The sequence below is a fragment of the Allobosea sp. CRIB-10 genome, from assembly GCF_900112185.1.
Lineage (GTDB): Bacteria > Pseudomonadota > Alphaproteobacteria > Rhizobiales > Beijerinckiaceae > Allobosea.
Window position 1 is genome coordinate 59,420 of sequence record NZ_FOKP01000025.1, and the last position, 15,181, is coordinate 74,600.

At 66.2% G+C, this 15,181-nt stretch carries 15 protein-coding genes; 6 read left to right on the forward strand and 9 right to left on the reverse strand.

From position 1 onward, the window contains the following. Window positions 1-121: 121 nt before the first annotated feature. On the forward strand, window positions 122-1,936 hold the full coding sequence (locus BMZ69_RS24785) for a monovalent cation:proton antiporter-2 (CPA2) family protein (RefSeq protein ID WP_092161887.1): 1,815 nt from the start codon (window positions 122-124) through the stop codon (window positions 1,934-1,936). A gap of 18 nt (window positions 1,937-1,954) precedes the next feature. Here the strand turns inward: BMZ69_RS24785 and BMZ69_RS24790 are convergent, their stop codons facing one another. Continuing rightward, window positions 1,955-2,245 carry a hypothetical protein gene (locus BMZ69_RS24790; RefSeq protein WP_092161889.1) on the reverse strand — a complete coding sequence of 97 codons (291 nt, stop codon included), beginning with the start codon at window positions 2,243-2,245 and terminating at the stop codon, window positions 1,955-1,957. 5 nt (window positions 2,246-2,250) lie between these two features. Further along, window positions 2,251-3,261, reverse strand: coding sequence for a 1-aminocyclopropane-1-carboxylate deaminase (locus BMZ69_RS24795; RefSeq protein WP_092161892.1), 1,011 nt, complete (start codon window positions 3,259-3,261; stop codon window positions 2,251-2,253). Between the two features lie 156 nt (window positions 3,262-3,417). Between BMZ69_RS24795 and BMZ69_RS24800 the strand changes: the two genes are divergently transcribed. Next, window positions 3,418-3,882, forward strand: coding sequence for an Lrp/AsnC family transcriptional regulator (locus BMZ69_RS24800; RefSeq protein ID WP_092161895.1), 465 nt, complete (start codon window positions 3,418-3,420; stop codon window positions 3,880-3,882). Window positions 3,883-4,042: 160 nt separating this feature from the next. Here the strand turns inward: BMZ69_RS24800 and urtE are convergent, their stop codons facing one another. The 5 genes from urtE to urtA form a co-directional block, all read right to left on the reverse strand. Further along, window positions 4,043-4,738, reverse strand: coding sequence for an urea ABC transporter ATP-binding subunit UrtE (gene urtE / locus BMZ69_RS24805; protein ID WP_092161900.1), 696 nt, complete (start codon window positions 4,736-4,738; stop codon window positions 4,043-4,045). A 4-nt stretch (window positions 4,739-4,742) separates the two neighbouring features. Continuing rightward, the gene (urtD, locus tag BMZ69_RS24810) at window positions 4,743-5,507 is read right to left on the reverse strand and encodes an urea ABC transporter ATP-binding protein UrtD (RefSeq protein ID WP_092161902.1); all 765 of its coding nucleotides are present in this window, start codon (window positions 5,505-5,507) and stop codon (window positions 4,743-4,745) included. Window positions 5,508-5,512: 5 nt separating this feature from the next. Continuing rightward, a complete protein-coding gene (gene urtC, locus BMZ69_RS24815) occupies window positions 5,513-6,652 on the reverse strand; it encodes an urea ABC transporter permease subunit UrtC (RefSeq protein ID WP_092161903.1) in 1,140 nt (379 codons plus the stop codon). Beyond that, on the reverse strand, window positions 6,649-8,250 hold the full coding sequence (gene urtB, locus BMZ69_RS24820) for an urea ABC transporter permease subunit UrtB (RefSeq protein ID WP_175506962.1): 1,602 nt from the start codon (window positions 8,248-8,250) through the stop codon (window positions 6,649-6,651). Before urtB ends, urtC begins: the two co-directional genes overlap by 4 nt. Window positions 8,251-8,467: 217 nt before the next feature. Next, window positions 8,468-9,730, reverse strand: coding sequence for an urea ABC transporter substrate-binding protein (gene urtA / locus BMZ69_RS24825; RefSeq protein WP_244543532.1), 1,263 nt, complete (start codon window positions 9,728-9,730; stop codon window positions 8,468-8,470). A 673-nt stretch (window positions 9,731-10,403) separates the two neighbouring features. Here urtA and rnr point away from each other — a divergent pair. From rnr to rpmG, 4 genes are all read left to right on the forward strand, one after another. Next, a complete protein-coding gene (gene rnr, locus BMZ69_RS24830; protein WP_348272493.1) occupies window positions 10,404-12,698 on the forward strand; it encodes a ribonuclease R in 2,295 nt (764 codons plus the stop codon). 23 nt (window positions 12,699-12,721) lie between these two features. Then, entirely contained in the window at window positions 12,722-13,165 is a 444-nt protein-coding gene (locus tag BMZ69_RS24835) for a DUF983 domain-containing protein (protein WP_092161909.1), read from the forward strand. Beyond that, window positions 13,162-13,896: an NUDIX hydrolase gene (locus BMZ69_RS24840; protein WP_092161910.1), complete on the forward strand. Its 735-nt coding sequence runs from the start codon at window positions 13,162-13,164 to the stop codon at window positions 13,894-13,896. The genes BMZ69_RS24835 and BMZ69_RS24840 overlap by 4 nt, the downstream gene beginning before the upstream one ends. A 156-nt stretch (window positions 13,897-14,052) precedes the next feature. After that, window positions 14,053-14,220, forward strand: coding sequence for a 50S ribosomal protein L33 (gene rpmG, locus BMZ69_RS24845; RefSeq protein WP_091828458.1), 168 nt, complete (start codon window positions 14,053-14,055; stop codon window positions 14,218-14,220). Window positions 14,221-14,348: 128 nt separating this feature from the next. On the opposite strand, the gene BMZ69_RS24850 is transcribed toward rpmG, so the two are convergent. Next, the gene (locus BMZ69_RS24850) at window positions 14,349-14,621 is read right to left on the reverse strand and encodes a hypothetical protein (protein WP_139219188.1); all 273 of its coding nucleotides are present in this window, start codon (window positions 14,619-14,621) and stop codon (window positions 14,349-14,351) included. Window positions 14,622-14,814: 193 nt separating this feature from the next. Beyond that, on the reverse strand, window positions 14,815-15,006 hold the full coding sequence (locus BMZ69_RS24855; protein ID WP_092161915.1) for a hypothetical protein: 192 nt from the start codon (window positions 15,004-15,006) through the stop codon (window positions 14,815-14,817). Window positions 15,007-15,181: the final 175 nt, after the last annotated feature.

Sequence of the window (15,181 nt, forward strand, 5' to 3'; positions counted from 1 at the left end):
GCTGGCTGCATCCTGTTGTCCGGACGCTCTGGCGGCCGGGCGAAAGCTTGCTTAAACGCGGCTGACGCTTCTTTTTCATGAGTGGCGAATATCCACAGCGAAGGCAGGCAAAGGGAGCGTCATGGCGGCTGAAGGCTTCTCTCAGGATCTGGTTCAGGCCGTCGGGCTTCTGGGAGCGGGCGTCATCGCGGTGCCGATCTTCCGCAAGCTGAAGCTCGGCTCGGTGCTCGGCTATTTCGCCGGAGGCCTCGTCATCGGCCCCTCCGGCATCGGCCTGTTTTCCAACCCTGAGAGCGTGCTCCATGTCGCCGAGTTCGGCGTCGTCATGTTCCTGTTCATCATCGGGCTGGAGATGCAGCCGTCGCGGCTCTGGAACCTGCGTCGCGAAATCTTCGGCCTCGGCGTCGCCCAGGTCGGGCTGTGCGGCGCGCTGCTGACCGGCGTCGGCATCCTCGCCGGCCTGCCTCCGGCCGCCGCCTTCATCGCCGGCATGGGCTTCGTGCTCTCGTCTACCGCGGTCGTGATGCAGATGCTGAACGAGCGCGGCGAAGCCTCGACACCGCAGGGCCAGCAGGCGGTCTCGATCCTGCTGCTCGAAGATCTCGCCATCGTGCCGCTGCTCGCCGTCGTCGCCGTGCTTGCGCCCGCGAAAGCGGCCGAAAGCAGCGGGATCATGCCGCTCCTGATCGGCGCCGGCTCGCTCGTCGGCCTCGTCATCGCCGGCAAATACCTGCTCAACCCGATGTTCCGGCTGCTCGCCAACGCCCAGGCCCGCGAGGTCATGACCGGCGCGGCGCTGCTCGTCGTGCTCGGCTCGGCGCTGGCGATGCAGCTCGGCGGCCTGTCGATGGCGATGGGCGCCTTCCTCGCCGGCGTGCTTCTGTCGGAATCGACCTTCCGCCACCAGCTCGAGGCCGATATCGAGCCGTTCCGCGGCCTCCTGCTCGGCATGTTCTTCCTGGCGGTCGGCATGTCGCTCGATCTCAAGCTGATCGCCCGGGAATGGCAGGTCGTGGCGCTGGGCGTCGCCGCCTTCATGCTGGTCAAGGCGGCCGGCATCTTCATCGTCGCCAAACTGTTCCGCACCCGCACGCGCAATGCGATCACCCGCGTCGCCCTGTTCTCACAGGGCGGCGAATTCGCCTTCGTGCTCTACAGCGCCGCCGCGGCAGCCGGCATCTTCGATGCGCGCATCAACGCCATCGCCAGCGCGATCGTGATCCTGTCGATGGCGCTGACGCCGCTGGTCGTGCTCGCCATCGACCGCTTCATGCCGCCCGAGCAGGAATCGCTCGATGGCGTCGAACATGCCGAGGGGCTGAAGGGCCGCATCCTCGTCGTCGGCTTCGGACGTTTCGGCCAGGTCGCGAGCCAGACCCTGCTCGCCCGCGGCTGCAGCATCTCGCTGATCGAGACCGACGTCGAGATGATCCAGGCCGCCGCGACCTTCGGCTTCAAGGTCTACTATGGCGACGGCACCCGCGCCGACATCCTCCACGCCTCGGGCGCCCATCAGGCCGAGGCGATCCTGGTCTGCGTCGAGAAGCGCGAGACGGCCAATGCGATCGTACGGGTGGCGCAGGCCGAGTTCCCGCATGCGAAGCTGTTCGTGCGCGCCTTCGACCGCGGCCATGCGATGGACCTGATCCGCGCCGGCGTAGACTACCAGATCCGCGAGACCTTCGAATCCGCAATGGTCTTCGGCGGCGAGGTCCTGCGGGCACTCGGCGTGCCGGAGGAGAAAGCCGCGGAGATCGTCGAGGATGTCCGCCGCCGCGACGCCGAACGCCTCGACCTCCAGGTCGCCAGCGACATCCATGCCGGACAGGATCTGATCCATTACGGCAATCAGCCGACGCCTGCCCCGCTCACCAAGCCGAAGACAGCAGGCACGGTCATCGGCGCTCTGCCGGATGCGGCCGGCGCCAGACCATAAGGCCAGCGCCGAGCTCTGTCAGGGAAACATCAGCGGCAGCGGCTCGGCCTGCCAGGTGGGCTCGATCGCGAGCAGCCTCACCTCGGTCGGAGCCAGCCCGTCGCCAACGGCCTCGGCAGCGAAGCGTTCGGCGCTGGCCGCGTCTGGGAAGCCGATTGCCACCAGCGTGTTGCCGGGCGCGTTCCGGTCGCGGGCGACGAAGCTCAGCTTAGCCCGCCCGTTGAGGCCGAGCCGGCCGATCCGCGCGAGCAGGGCCTCACGCAGATCCTCGCGCCCCGCCGCGACCTCACAGAGGACGAGTGCCTCCATGGCGCTCAACCGTTGCGGAAGGTGTAGCTGTAGCCGTTGATCGCCGGCACGCCGCCGAGATGGGCGTAGAGCACTTTCGATCCCGCCGGGAAGAAGCCCTTTTTCACCAGGTCGATCATGCCCTGCATCGATTTCCCCTCATAGACGGGGTCGGTCATCATGCCTTCGAGCCGGGCCGACAGGCGGATCGCCTCGACCGTCTCCTTCGAGGGCACGCCATAGACCGGATAGGCGTAGTCCTCGTTCAGCACGATGTCGTCGGCAGTGATCTGCTTGCCGCCGACGAGTTCGGAGGTCTTCTGCGCGATGTCGAGCACCTGCGCCCTGGTCTGCGCCGGCGTAAACGAGGCGTCGATGCCGATGACGTTGCGCTGGCGCCCGTCCTTGGCGAAGCCGACGACCATGCCGGCATGGGTCGAGCCGGTGACCGTGCAGACGACGATATAATCGAACTTGAAGCCGAGCTCTTCCTCCTGGGCCCTCACCTCCTCGGCGAAGCCGACATAGCCGAGCCCGCCGAACTTGTGCACGGAGGCGCCGGCCGGGATCGCATAGGGCTTGCCGCCCTTGGCCTTCACATCCTCCAGCGCCTTTTCCCAGCTCGCGCGGATGCCGATGTCGAAGCCCTCGTCGACCAGCTCGACATGGGCGCCCATCACCCGCGATAGCAGGATATTGCCGACCCGATCATAGACCGCATCCTCATGCGGCACCCAGCTCTCCTGCACGAGGCGGCACTTCATGCCGATCTTGGCGGCGGTCGCGGCGACCATGCGGGTATGGTTCGACTGCACGCCGCCGATCGAGACCAGCGTGTCGGCGCCGGACGCGATCGCATCCGGGACGATGTATTCGAGCTTGCGCAGCTTGTTGCCGCCGAAGGCAAGGCCGGAATTGCAGTCCTCGCGCTTGGCATAGAGCGCGACGCCGCCGCCGAGATGGGCGGACAGGCGCGAGAGCTTCTCGATCGGCGACGGTCCGAAGGTCAGCGGATAGCGTTCGAACTTGGCGAGCATGGCGGGTTTCCCTCGTGGAATGACCCGCAAACGCTAGCAAAAAGCCTTTGAAAGGTGCTCTCGAATTTAGCCAGTGATTTTTTCATCGCTTTCGCAATAAGTGAAGTCTGATAGCTTTTAGCAACATCATTGGCAGCCAAAACGGAAGAATCATTCATGGAGGCAGAACTCGACCGGACCGACCTCAGAATCCTGCGTTTGCTGCAGGCGGACGGGCGCATGGGCAATGCCGAGATCGCCAAGCGGGTGAACACCAGCGCGGCCACCTGCCATCGCCGCATTCAGCGCCTGTTCGCCGAGGGTTACGTCACCGGCGTGCGCGCGCAGATCGATCCGCATAAGGTCGAGAAGGGCACGCTCGCCATCGTCGGCGTGGTGCTCGACCGCTCGACGCCGGAGAGCTTCGGCCTGTTCGAGGAGGCGGTGAAGCAGCTCCCGGTCGTGCTCGACTGCCACATCGTCGCCGGTGATTTCGACTATTTCCTCAAGATCCGGGTGCGCGACCTCGCCGATTTCAACAAGCTTCACGCGAAGACGCTGCTGGCGCTGCCGGGCGTGCGCCAGACCCGCACCTTCTTCGTGATGAAGGAGGTCATCGACAATGCGCCGCTGGAGTTTTGACGGGCGCCACCGAGTAGCTGACTCTTAATCAGCGGGTCGAGCGCCGTCATTCTCGGGCGAAGCGAAGCGCAGACCCGAGAATCTCTTGACGAGAAAGGCGCCAGCCGGAGCCTCTTCCGGCCTGAGATGCTCGGGTCAAGCCCGAGCATGACGAGCAACGCTACACCTGAATCAACCGCTGAACCTGCGCCCCGTCGAGCTCCGCCATCGGCCCGGCCAGCACGACCTCGCCGCGGTCCATCACGAACATCGTGTCGGCGAGGTCGCGGGCGAAGTCGAAATACTGCTCGACCAGCACGATCGCCATGCCGCCCTTCTGGCGGAGGTAGTCGATGGCGCGGCCGATATCCTTGATGATCGAGGGCTGGATGCCCTCGGTCGGCTCGTCCAGCACCAGCAGCCTGGGTCGGGTGACCAGCGCCCGCGCAATCGCGAGCTGCTGCTGCTGGCCACCCGAGAGGTCTCCGCCGCGCCGGCCCAGCATGGACTTCAGCACGGGGAATAGGTCGAACAGTTCGTTCGGGATGAAGCGCTCCTTGCGGGGCAAGGGCGCAAAACCGGTCTCGAGGTTTTCCTTCACCGTCAGCAGCGGGAAGACCTCGCGGCCCTGCGGCACATAGGCGATGCCGGCACGGGCGCGGTCCTCGCTGCGCAGCGCCGAGATGTCCTCGCCATCGAGGCGGATATGCCCGCCCGAGATCGGCTGATGGCCGACGATGGCGCGCATCAGCGAGGTCTTGCCGACGCCGTTGCGGCCCATCACGCAGGTGACCTTGCCGATCTCGGCGCTGACCGAGACGCGGCGGAGCGCCTGGGCGGCGCCGTAATGGAGATCGATGGCTTCGACATTCAACATCGGCTCACCGCCCCAGATAGACTTCGACCACGCGCTCATTGGCGCTGACCTGATCGAGGGGGCCTTCGGCCAGCACCGAGCCCTCGTGCAGCACCGTCACCTTCACGCCGAGCTCGCGGATGAAGCCCATGTCGTGCTCGACCACGATGACCGAGTGATCCCGCGCGATCTCCTTGAGCAGCACCGCGGTCTGCGCCGTCTCGCCATCGGTCATGCCGGCGGCCGGCTCGTCGACGAGCAGGAGCTTGGGATCCTGTGCCAGCAGCATGCCGATCTCGAGCCACTGCTTCTGGCCGTGCGAGAGCGAGCCGGCGAGCTTCTCGCGCTTGTCGGCCAGCTTGATGATGGCGAGAATCTCGTCGATCCGCTTCTGCTGCGGCCCTTCAGTCTGCCAGAACAGCGTCTTCAGCACGGTGCGCTTCGATTTCAGCGCGAGGAGGATGTTGTCCTCGATCGTGTGGAAGTCGAACACGGTCGGCTTCTGGAACTTGCGGCCGATGCCGAGATTGGCGATCGCCGCCTCGTCGAGCCGGGTCAGGTCGACCGAGCCGCCGAACATCACCGTACCTTCGTCGGGCCGGGTCTTGCCGGTGATGATGTCCATCATCGTCGTCTTGCCGGCGCCGTTCGGGCCGATGATGGCGCGCATCTCGCCGGGTTCGATCGTCAGCGACAGGCCGCGGATCGCCTTGAAGCCGTCGAAGGAGACGCTGACACCGTCGAGATAGAGCAGCGAGGACGTCAGGGCGCCGGGGGTGGGAGCGTTCATATCGGTTACTCCGCCGGAGCCGGTTCGGCCGCCGGCACGGGCGCGGGCCGCTTGCGGCCCTCCCACCAGCCCTGCGCGGTGCCCAGAATGCCCTTCGGCATGAACAGCGTGACGAAGACGAAGAGCGCGCCGAGCGCGAACAGCCAGTACGGTGCCATGAAGCCCGAGGTGAACATCGTCTTGGCCCAGTTGACCACGACGGCCCCGAGCGCCGCGCCGACCAGCGAGCCGCGCCCGCCGACCGCGACCCAGATCACGGTCTCGATCGAATTGGCCGGGGCGAATTCGCTGGGGTTGATGATGCCGACCTGCGGCACATAGAGTGCCCCGGCGACGCCAGCCATGCAGGCCGATACGGTGAAGACGAAGAGCTTGAAGCGGTCGACCCGGTAGCCGAGGAAGCGCGTGCGCGATTCAGCATCCCGGATCGCGATCACCACCTTGCCGAGCTTCGAGGTGACGATGCCTCGCGCGATCAGGAAGCTGGCGATCAGCATCGTGCAGGTCATCGCGAACAGCGCCGCGCGCGTGCCCTGCGCCTGCACGTTGAAGCCGAGGATGTCCTTGAAGTCGGTCAGGCCGTTATTGCCGCCGAAGCCCATGTCGTTGCGGAAGAAGGCGAGCAGCAGCGCATAGGTCAGCGCCTGGGTGATGATCGAGAGATAGACGCCGGTGACGCGGCTGCGGAAAGCGAACCAGCCGAAGACGAAGGCGAGCAGGCCCGGCACCAGCAGCACCATCAGCATGGCGAACGGAAAGGACGAGAAGCCCCACCAGTACCAGGGCAATTCCCCCCAGTTCAGGAAGACCATGAAGTCGGGCAGCACCGGATTGCCGTAGACGCCGCGCGAGCCGATCTGGCGCATCAGGTACATGCCCATCGCGTAGCCGCCGAGCGCGAAGAAGGCGCCGTGGCCGAGCGAGAGGATGCCGCAATAGCCCCAGACCAGGTCGAGCGAGATCGCGAGCAGCGCGTAACAGAGGTATTTGCCCCAGAGCGACATGGTCGCGGTCGAGACATGGAAGGGCGAGCCGGCCGGGATCAGCAGGTTCGCCAGAGGCACCAGGAGGCCGATCGCCGCGACGATGGCGAGGAAGGCGTAGCCCCGCTTGTCCATGTTCGAGAGGAGGAAGCGGGTGATCATGCTTCCACCGCCCTGCCCTTCAGCGCGAACAGGCCGCGCGGGCGCTTCTGGATGAACAGGATGATGAAGACGAGCAGCGCGATCTTGCCGAGCACGGCGCCGGCATAGGGCTCCAGCAGCTTGTTGGCGACGCCGAGGCTCATCGCGCTGATCAGCGTGCCCCAGAGATTGCCGACGCCGCCGAAGACCACGACCATGAAGCTGTCGATGATGTAGCTCTGGCCGAGATTGGGGCTGACATTGTCGATCTGCGAGAGCGCGACACCGGCCAATCCCGCGACGCCCGAGCCAAGTCCAAAGGTCAGCGCGTCGATCCGGCCGGTGCGGATGCCCATCGCCGAGGCCATGCGCCGGTTCTGGGTGACGGCACGCATCTGCAGGCCCATCGGCGTCAGCTTGAGGATCGCCAGCAGGGCGGCGAAGACCAGCCCGGCGAAGACGATGATCCAGAGCCGGTTCCAGGTGATGGCGAGGCCCCCGAGCTCGAAGGCACCGGACATGAAGGCGGGCGCGCCGACCTCGCGATTGGTCGGCCCGAAGGCGGTGCGCACCGCCTGCTGCAGGATCAGGCTGATGCCCCAGGTCGCCAGCAGCGTCTCCAGCGGCCGCCCGTAGAGGAAGCGGATGACGCCGCGCTCGATCGCGATGCCGACGGCGCCGGCGACGATGAAGGCGGCCGGCAGCGCGATCGCCAGTGACCAGTCGAACAGGTAAGGCGCGTGCGACCGGATCAGCTCCTGCACCACGAAGGTGGTGTAGGCGCCGAGCATGACCATCTCGCCATGGGCCATGTTGATCACGCCCATCACGCCGAAGGTGATGGCGAGGCCGATCGCGGCGAGCAGCAGCACCGAGCCGAGCGAGAGCCCATACCAGAGGTTCTGGCCGGCCCGCCACAGAGCGAGCTTGCCCTCGATCTCGGAAATGGCGCGCGCCTGCGCCTCTTTCAGGCCCGGCGAGGCATCCCCCGGCAGCGCCCGCAGCGTCGCGAGCGCATCCTGGTCGCCGCGCTCGCGCAACACGTCGACAGCGGCGATCCGGTCGAAGGGCGGCGCATCGGTCTTGACGATCAGGATCGCGGCCTGCGCCTCGCGCAGGGCCCGGCGCGCCCGGTCGTTGCTTTCCTTGGCGATGGCGGCTTCGAGGACCGGCAGCACCGAGACGTCGCGCGCCCGGAACACAGCCTCGGCGGCCGCGACGCGTTTGGCCGGATCGGGGTTGATCAGTCCGAGCCCGCCGAGCGCGCCCTGGATCACCCGGCGGACATTGTTGTTGAGCCTGACCGGGTTGAGCCCAGCCGGCGGGGCGGCGAGCGCCTGCCCGGTCCTGGCGTCGAAAAAGCCACCTTCCTTGGTCTTCACCGCGACCGTCCCGCCGCCGGCGAGCAGGCGCCCATCGGCCAGTGCCTCGATGATGACTGCCGCGTTCGGATGGGCGCTCTGGACGAGCATCTCAATCGCGCGCGCCGTGTCCGAGAAGCTGTCGGCGTTGAGGCGGGCGAAGGCTTCGTCTGCGCTCTGCGCGAATGCAGTGGTAGGCGCGGCAAAGAGAGCCGCGACGACGGCCAGCAAGCGCAGGAGGCTAGGGAGAGAAGGCATTATGCCGATGATCTCAGTTCGGGTCGTCCCGGGCGACCGGAGGGAGACCCGGGACCCATGCCTGAACCTCCGTCGGAAAGGATCAGGCATGGGTCCCGGCTCTGCGCTTCGCTCCGGCCGGGACGACCGAGATGGTTGAATTCCGGACGCGACGGATGGGATGGAATTCGAAGGGCGGCCGGGCTTTCCGACCGTGCCGCCCTTCCCCCTCTTCAGCTCAGGTGCCGCTGCCGGCGCACTTGCCGGTCTTGACGTTGAAGTTGCCGCACTTCTTCTCGACCCAGTCGCCGATCAGGTCCTTGGAGCCGTCGAGCTCCTTCGACCAGGCGTCGCCGGCGACGAGGCCGGTCTTCGAGACCACGTCGAACTGGCCGTCGGCCTTGATCTCGCCGATCAGCACCGGCTTGGTGATGTGGTGGTTCGGCAGCATCTTCGAGACGCCGCCGGTCAGGTTCGGGGCCTCGATGCCGGGCAGCGCGTCGATGACCTTGTCCGGATCGGTCGACTTGGCCTTCTCGACCGCCTTGACCCACATGGCGAAGCCGATGACATGGGCCTCCATCGGATCGTTGGTCACGGCCTTGTCGTTCTTCTTGAAGGCCTTCCACTGCTTGATGAAGGCCTCGTTCTCCGGCGTCTTGACCGACTGGAAGTAGTTCCAGGCGGCGAGATGGCCGACCAGCGGCTTGGTGTCGATGCCGGCAAGCTCTTCCTCGCCGACCGAGAAGGCGACGACCGGGATGTCGGTCGCCTTGATGCCCTGGTTGCCGAGCTCCTTGTAGAAGGGAACGTTGGCGTCGCCATTGATGGTCGAGACCACCGCGGTCTTCTTGCCGGCGGTGCCGAACTTCTTGATGTCGGAGACGATGGTCTGCCAGTCGGAATGGCCGAACGGCGTGTAGTTGATCAGGATGTCCTCGGACTTCACGCCCTTGGACTTCAGGTACGCCTCGAGGATCTTGTTGGTCGTGCGCGGATAGACATAGTCGGTGCCGGCCAGCACCCAGCGCTCGACCTTCTCCTCCTTGGCGAGATAGTCGACGGCGGGGATCGCCTGCTGGTTCGGCGCGGCGCCGGTATAGAAGACGTTGCGCTCGCTCTCCTCGCCCTCGTACTGGACGGGATAGAACAGGATCGAGTTCAGCTCCTTGAACACCGGGAGCACCGACTTGCGCGAGACCGAGGTCCAGCAGCCGAACACGGCCGCGACCTTGTCCTTGACGATCAGCTCGCGCGCCTTCTCGGCGAAGAGCGGCCAGTTCGAGGCCGGGTCGACCACCACCGCCTCCAGCTTCTTGCCGAGCACGCCGCCCTTCTTGTTCTGCTCGTCGATGAGCATGAGCATGACGTCCTTCAGCGTCGTCTCCGAGATCGCCATGGTGCCGGAGAGCGAGTGCAGGATGCCGACCTTGATGGTCTCTTGCGCCTGCGCCGGTAGCAGCGAGGAGAGAACCGTGGCGCCCGCGAAGGCGGCGCCGATGACCGTGCGACGAGTGAGTTTCACTGCAATGTCCCCTGAGGTCCCTGTTGACCACGCCCTTGCCGGGCGCCAGCTGCCGTTCCGGCTGGCGGGAGAGGTTCGCAAAGCACGTGCCAACCCGGTGCGCGGCGACAACGGCACTGCAACAAGGCGTATTCAGGGCGGCATCTGGAGCGATTTCCTGCGGACAGGCCGCAATTCGACGCAAGGAAGATGCAGCGAGGCTGCGGATGGCCACGCATTAGGCAAATGGCGAGCTCAGAAAATAGGCAAAGCCGAGCCTGCCTGACGCCGTGCCCGATTTTATTGCAGATTCGCGCCCTGCGAACCGCCGAATCTTTACCGTTTACGAGGTGCCGGGAATCACCCTAGCCTCTCCTTGTCGGTAACAACTGAAAGGAGGTGATCCAGTGTCTCATTGTCATCAACCGCTGTCGCGGGGGACGCATGGCCTGGACTCGTCCCATGAGGGGTTCGGTTGCGCGTGAGTTTCCGTGACGCTTAGCCCTGTTACCGGGGCTGCGGTTCGGCAATGGAAGGGCTGCCCGCAAGGGCAGCCCTTCTCCGTTTCGGGCAGCAGTTCTGCACAGGGCGTTCTGGCGCCGCTCGCCGCGCCATGGCAGAACCGTTCCATGTCCTTCGCGCCCAGCCGCCGCTGACGAGGCCCGAGCCTTTGTCCCGCCCCGATTCCGACCTCTCCCGCGACGCCATCCTCGCCTTCATCGAGGAGGAGCGCGCCGCCGGCCGCGAACCCGGTCGGCGCGACATCGCTAAGGCCTTCCAGCTCGATGCCGGCGGCAAGATCTGGCTGAAGCGCCTGCTGCGCGAGCTCGAGCTTGAAGAGAATGGCGGCACAGGCCCGGTCAAGCCACACGCCGCCCTGCCCGCCGTCCTGCTCTGCGAGATCAAGACGCGCGACCGCGAGGGCGATCTCGTCGCCGCCCCGCTCGAATGGAACGAGGATGACCAGGGCGAGGCGCCAAAAATCCTGATCGAGCGCCAGCGCGAGTTCCGCCGCAAACCCAGGACGCCGACCGCCGCTGCCCCGGGTATCGGCGATCACGTCCTGCTCAAGCTGACGCGGCTGCGCGGCGTCGACGGCTATCAATGGTCGGGCCGCACCCTGAAGGTGATGGGCAAGGCCAAGGCGCAGGTGCTCGGCATCTTCCGCGCCTTGCCCGACGGCTCCGGCCGGCTTGTTCCGGTCGACAAGAAGGCGCAAGGCCGCGAGGCGCTGATTCCGAAGGGGCAGACCGGCAACGCCGAGGATGGCGATCTCGTCTCGGTCTCCCTTGCTCGCGAAAGCCGCTTCGGCCCGCCGCAGGCCAGGGTGCGCGAGCGCCTGGGCTCGCTGAAATCCGAGCGCGCGGTCTCGCTGATCGCGATCCACGCCCATGGCATCCCCAACGAATTCCAGCCGGCGACGATCGCCGAGGCGGAAGCCGCAAAGCCCGCCACGCTCGCCGGCCGCGAGGATTGGCGCACCCTACCGCTGATCACCATCGATCCGGCCGACGCCAAGGATCATGACGACGCCGTCCATGCCGCGCCCGATGATGATCCGGACAACCCCGGCGGCCATGTCGTCACCGTCGCTATCGCCGACGTCGCGTCTTATGTCCGCCCCGGCTCGGCGCTCGATCGCGAGGCGCTGGAGCGCGGCAACTCGGTCTACTTCCCCGACCGTGTCGTACCGATGCTGCCCGAGCGGATCTCGAACGATCTCTGCTCGCTGCGCGGCGGCGAGGACCGGCCGGCGCTGGCCGTCCGCCTGATCCTCAAGGCCGACGGAGCCAAGAAGAGCCACAGCTTCCATCGCATCATGATGCGCTCGGCGGCCAAGCTCTCATATCAACAAGCCCAGGCCGCGATCGACGGCAAGACGGATGATCTCACCGGCCCGATACGCGACAGCATCCTGATGCCGCTATGGGCCGCTTATGGTTCTGCGGCGCGTGCCCGTGACGCCCGCCAGCCGCTCGATCTCGATCTGCCCGAGCGCAAGCTCGTCCTCGACGCCGACGGCAAGGTCATGCGCGTGATCGTGCCGGAGCGGCTCGCCGCGCATCGGCTGATCGAGGAGTTCATGATCCTCGCCAACGTCGCCGCCGCCGAGACGCTGGAGAAGGCGAAGAGCCCGCTGATCTATCGCTGCCATGACGAGCCGTCGCTCGAGAAGATGCGGGCGCTCGGCGAGGTGCTGGCCTCGATCGGCATCAAGCTGCCGAAGGACGCAGCGCTGCGGCCGGTGCTGTTCAACCGCATCCTCGCCATGATCAAGGGCTCGGAGAACGAGCTCCTGATGAACGAGGTCGTGCTGCGAACCCAGGCGCAAGCCGAATACGTCGCCGAGAATTACGGGCATTTCGGCCTGAACCTGCGCCGCTACGCCCATTTCACCTCGCCGATCCGGCGCTATGCCGACCTGATCGTGCACCGCGCTTTGATCTCGGCGCTGAAGCTCGGCGATGACGGCCTGCCGAAATCGGTGACGCTCGCCGAACTGCGCGAGGTCGCGACCCGCATCTCGGCTGCCGAGCGGCGCGCCATGGCGGCCGAGCGCGAGACCACCGACCGGCTGATCGCGCATTTCCTCGCCGACCAGATCGGTTCGAGCTTCGACGGCCGCATCGCCGGGCTCAACCGCGCCGGCCTGTTCGTCAAGCTCGACGATACCGGCGCCGACGGCTTCATCCCGGCCTCGACCCTGGGCGCCGACTACTACCGCCATGACGAGCGCGCCCATGCGCTGGTCGGCGATCGCACCGGCGAGAGCTGGCGTCTCGGCGACCGCGTTCACGTCAAACTGGTCGAGGCGGCGCCGGTCGCCGGCGCCCTCCGATTCGAGTTGCTCACCGAGGGAAGACCCGCGACATCCGACCGCTCTGGCAAAAGGTCACGCCCTGCTCTACCTATGGGGCGAAAGAAGGGCCGGCCCCCGCCTACACGATCAGGCCGCAAGCGCTGATGCCCTGAACCACGAAGAACTCCATGTCCATACATTGTCACCATCCCAAGCCAGTCCAGGCTCGCGACTGGCGTCAGGCTATGCGTCGCGGTCTCTTCGGCCGCTGCCCGCATTGCGGCGAAGGCCGGCTCTTCCGCGCCTTCCTGAAGCCGGTCGATTCCTGTGAAGCCTGCGGTGAGACCCTGCACCACCAGCGTGCCGACGACCTGCCGCCCTATATCGTCATCACCATCGTCGGCCATGTTGTCGTCGGCGGCATCCTGCTTGCCGAGAAATACGCCGACTGGTCGATCGCGCTGCATCTTTGGGTCTGGCTGCCGCTGACCGTCTTCCTCAGCCTGGCGCTGATGCAGCCGGCCAAGGGCGCGGTCATCGGATTGCAATGGGCCCTGCGCATGCACGGCTTCGGCGGAGCCATGCCCAAACCCGAGCGCCAGCCCGCCATGAAGGCCTTAGGGGGCAGATGAGCGACCACACCATCACCCTGACCCAGGCCGAACGGGCGCGCACCAACGTCAACCTGCGCCCGCGCGATGCCGCGACCATGCTGATTCTCGATCATTCCGGGAAGAAGCCCAGGGTGCTGATGGGCAAGCGCCATGCCGGCCACAAGTTCATGCCGGGCAAATACGTCTTCCCGGGCGGACGCATCGAGGCGGGCGACCGCCGCATGGCCGCGACCGGCGCCCTCGCCGGCCCGTGCGAGCAGCGCCTGCTCGCACGCTGCGTGCGCCCGAGCGTCCAGCGCGGCCGGGCCCTGGCGCTCGCCGCGATCCGTGAGACCTTCGAGGAGACCGGCCTGCTCTTCGGCACCGCCGAGTACGGCGCCCCCGAGAGCCCGCCCGAGGGCGTCTGGGCCGAGTTCGCCGCCAAGGGCATCTTCCCCGACCTCGGCGCCGTCACCTTCGTCGCCCGCGCCATCACGCCGCCGCGCCGGCCCAAGCGCTTCGACACCCGCTTCTTCGCCGTCGATGCCCGTGCCGTCGCCGGCAAGGTCGAGGGCGTGATCGGCCCCGATTCGGAGCTCACCGACCTCGTCTCCGTCACTTTCGACGAGGCGCGCGAACTCGACCTGCCGACCATCACCAAGGTGATCATCGCCGAGGTCGAGGAGCGCCTGAAGGCCGGATTCGCCCCGTATCTGCCGGTTCCGTTCTACTGGGAGAAGCGCGGCAGCTTCGTGCGCGAGCTGCTCTGACGCGTCGGGCAGCGGAAAATCCGTGCACCCGCCCGATATTCCTTGACTTGGCCGTCCCGATACGGCATTCCGGCGCCCATCGGATTGCCGGGCTCGCCCGGCCGTTTTGTTTTTTGCGCGGGCCGACGGCGGCCCCATCTGTTCGAGGGCTCCGCCATGGCCAAGGCCGTGACCATCAAGATCAAGCTCATCTCGACCGCGGACACCGGGTACTTCTACGTGACGAAGAAGAACTCGCGCACCATGACCGAGAAGATGTCGAAGAAGAAGTACGACCCGGTCGCGCGCAAGCACGTCGAGTTCAAGGAAACCAAGATCAAGTAAGGCACTGCGCCTGCGAATTTGATTGTCTGGTTACGAAAAACCGCTCTCTCGCAGGGCGGTTTTTTCGTTGGGATAGCGAGCGCAGCAGCGCTGCGCGCAGTGCTGACCCAAGTCTAGGGCCTGCAGATCTAGGGCTTGGACGTGGCCGGCAGCCCCTCATGCAGATTTTTGCCTTCCGGCTGCGTCTCTTTCCCGTAGTCGCGATTCTGCTGCGACTCCGCGCCACCTCGCGCCTCGGGGCGATTTGCTCCCGGCGGTTCGGGAATGCGCTCACGCTTCGCCTCGGCGGAATCCGGTTTTGCGCCTGCACCCTCCTTTGTCGGCGGATGGATCGTCTGGGCCGTTGCGCCGCCGGCCAGAAGAACCGCAGCGGCGAGGGAAAGAAAGAGATGTCTCATCATGCGCTCCACTCCCATCCGAAGTGAACGCGCACGCTCGACGCGGTGTTCCTTCCCGGTCGGCTTGATGAAAACGGGCGCCTGCGCCAGCCGACATAGCCTGCTCGCGAAATCGCATGGCATCGGCCGTTCTGCTGTTCCCAGCGCAGATGCCGTCCCGACGACCGGGGCGAAGCTCCCAGCCTTCGCCGCGACCTCAGCCTTCGCCGGCCGCGCGCTCCTTCAGCAGTTCATTGAGGCGATCCTGCTTTTCGTTGAGCAGGTCCGACAGCCTCTCCTCGCTTCCCGATCCGGATGCGGCGGTCGCCTGCTCCGTCAGATCGGATATCTGTCTGCGCAGGAGCGCGATCAGATCGTCGAGCGCTTCGCGATTGCCGTTGTCCGCCATGGCTGCTGTCTCCGTCGTCCTCGATGCCAGCAGCGAGCCGTCAGCATTGCAGTGGACGCAAGGCGGGGCTCGCAGTCTTGGTCGCCTTCCAAGCAGCAGCAGATTTGCGCCATGGCGAGGCAAATTCAATGGCCCTGACGCTGCACCGCGACCGGGTTACCTCGCTCTTCCGGGC

Coding starts and splice junctions, on each gene's coding strand:
- urtC (WP_092161903.1), bottom strand. CDS start 6,652: ATGATCACCCGCTTCCTCCTCTCGAACATGGACAAGCGGGGCTACGCC.
- BMZ69_RS24790 (WP_092161889.1), bottom strand. CDS start 2,245: ATGGAGGCACTCGTCCTCTGTGAGGTCGCGGCGGGGCGCGAGGATCTG.
- urtB (WP_175506962.1), bottom strand. CDS start 8,250: ATGCCTTCTCTCCCTAGCCTCCTGCGCTTGCTGGCCGTCGTCGCGGCT.
- rpmG (WP_091828458.1), top strand. CDS start 14,053: ATGGCCAAGGCCGTGACCATCAAGATCAAGCTCATCTCGACCGCGGAC.
- urtE (WP_092161900.1), bottom strand. CDS start 4,738: ATGTTGAATGTCGAAGCCATCGATCTCCATTACGGCGCCGCCCAGGCG.
- BMZ69_RS24850 (WP_139219188.1), bottom strand. CDS start 14,621: ATGATGAGACATCTCTTTCTTTCCCTCGCCGCTGCGGTTCTTCTGGCC.
- BMZ69_RS24800 (WP_092161895.1), top strand. CDS start 3,418: ATGGAGGCAGAACTCGACCGGACCGACCTCAGAATCCTGCGTTTGCTG.
- BMZ69_RS24795 (WP_092161892.1), bottom strand. CDS start 3,261: ATGCTCGCCAAGTTCGAACGCTATCCGCTGACCTTCGGACCGTCGCCG.
- BMZ69_RS24785 (WP_092161887.1), top strand. CDS start 122: ATGGCGGCTGAAGGCTTCTCTCAGGATCTGGTTCAGGCCGTCGGGCTT.
- BMZ69_RS24835 (WP_092161909.1), top strand. CDS start 12,722: ATGTCCATACATTGTCACCATCCCAAGCCAGTCCAGGCTCGCGACTGG.
- BMZ69_RS24840 (WP_092161910.1), top strand. CDS start 13,162: ATGAGCGACCACACCATCACCCTGACCCAGGCCGAACGGGCGCGCACC.
- BMZ69_RS24855 (WP_092161915.1), bottom strand. CDS start 15,006: ATGGCGGACAACGGCAATCGCGAAGCGCTCGACGATCTGATCGCGCTC.
- urtD (WP_092161902.1), bottom strand. CDS start 5,507: ATGAACGCTCCCACCCCCGGCGCCCTGACGTCCTCGCTGCTCTATCTC.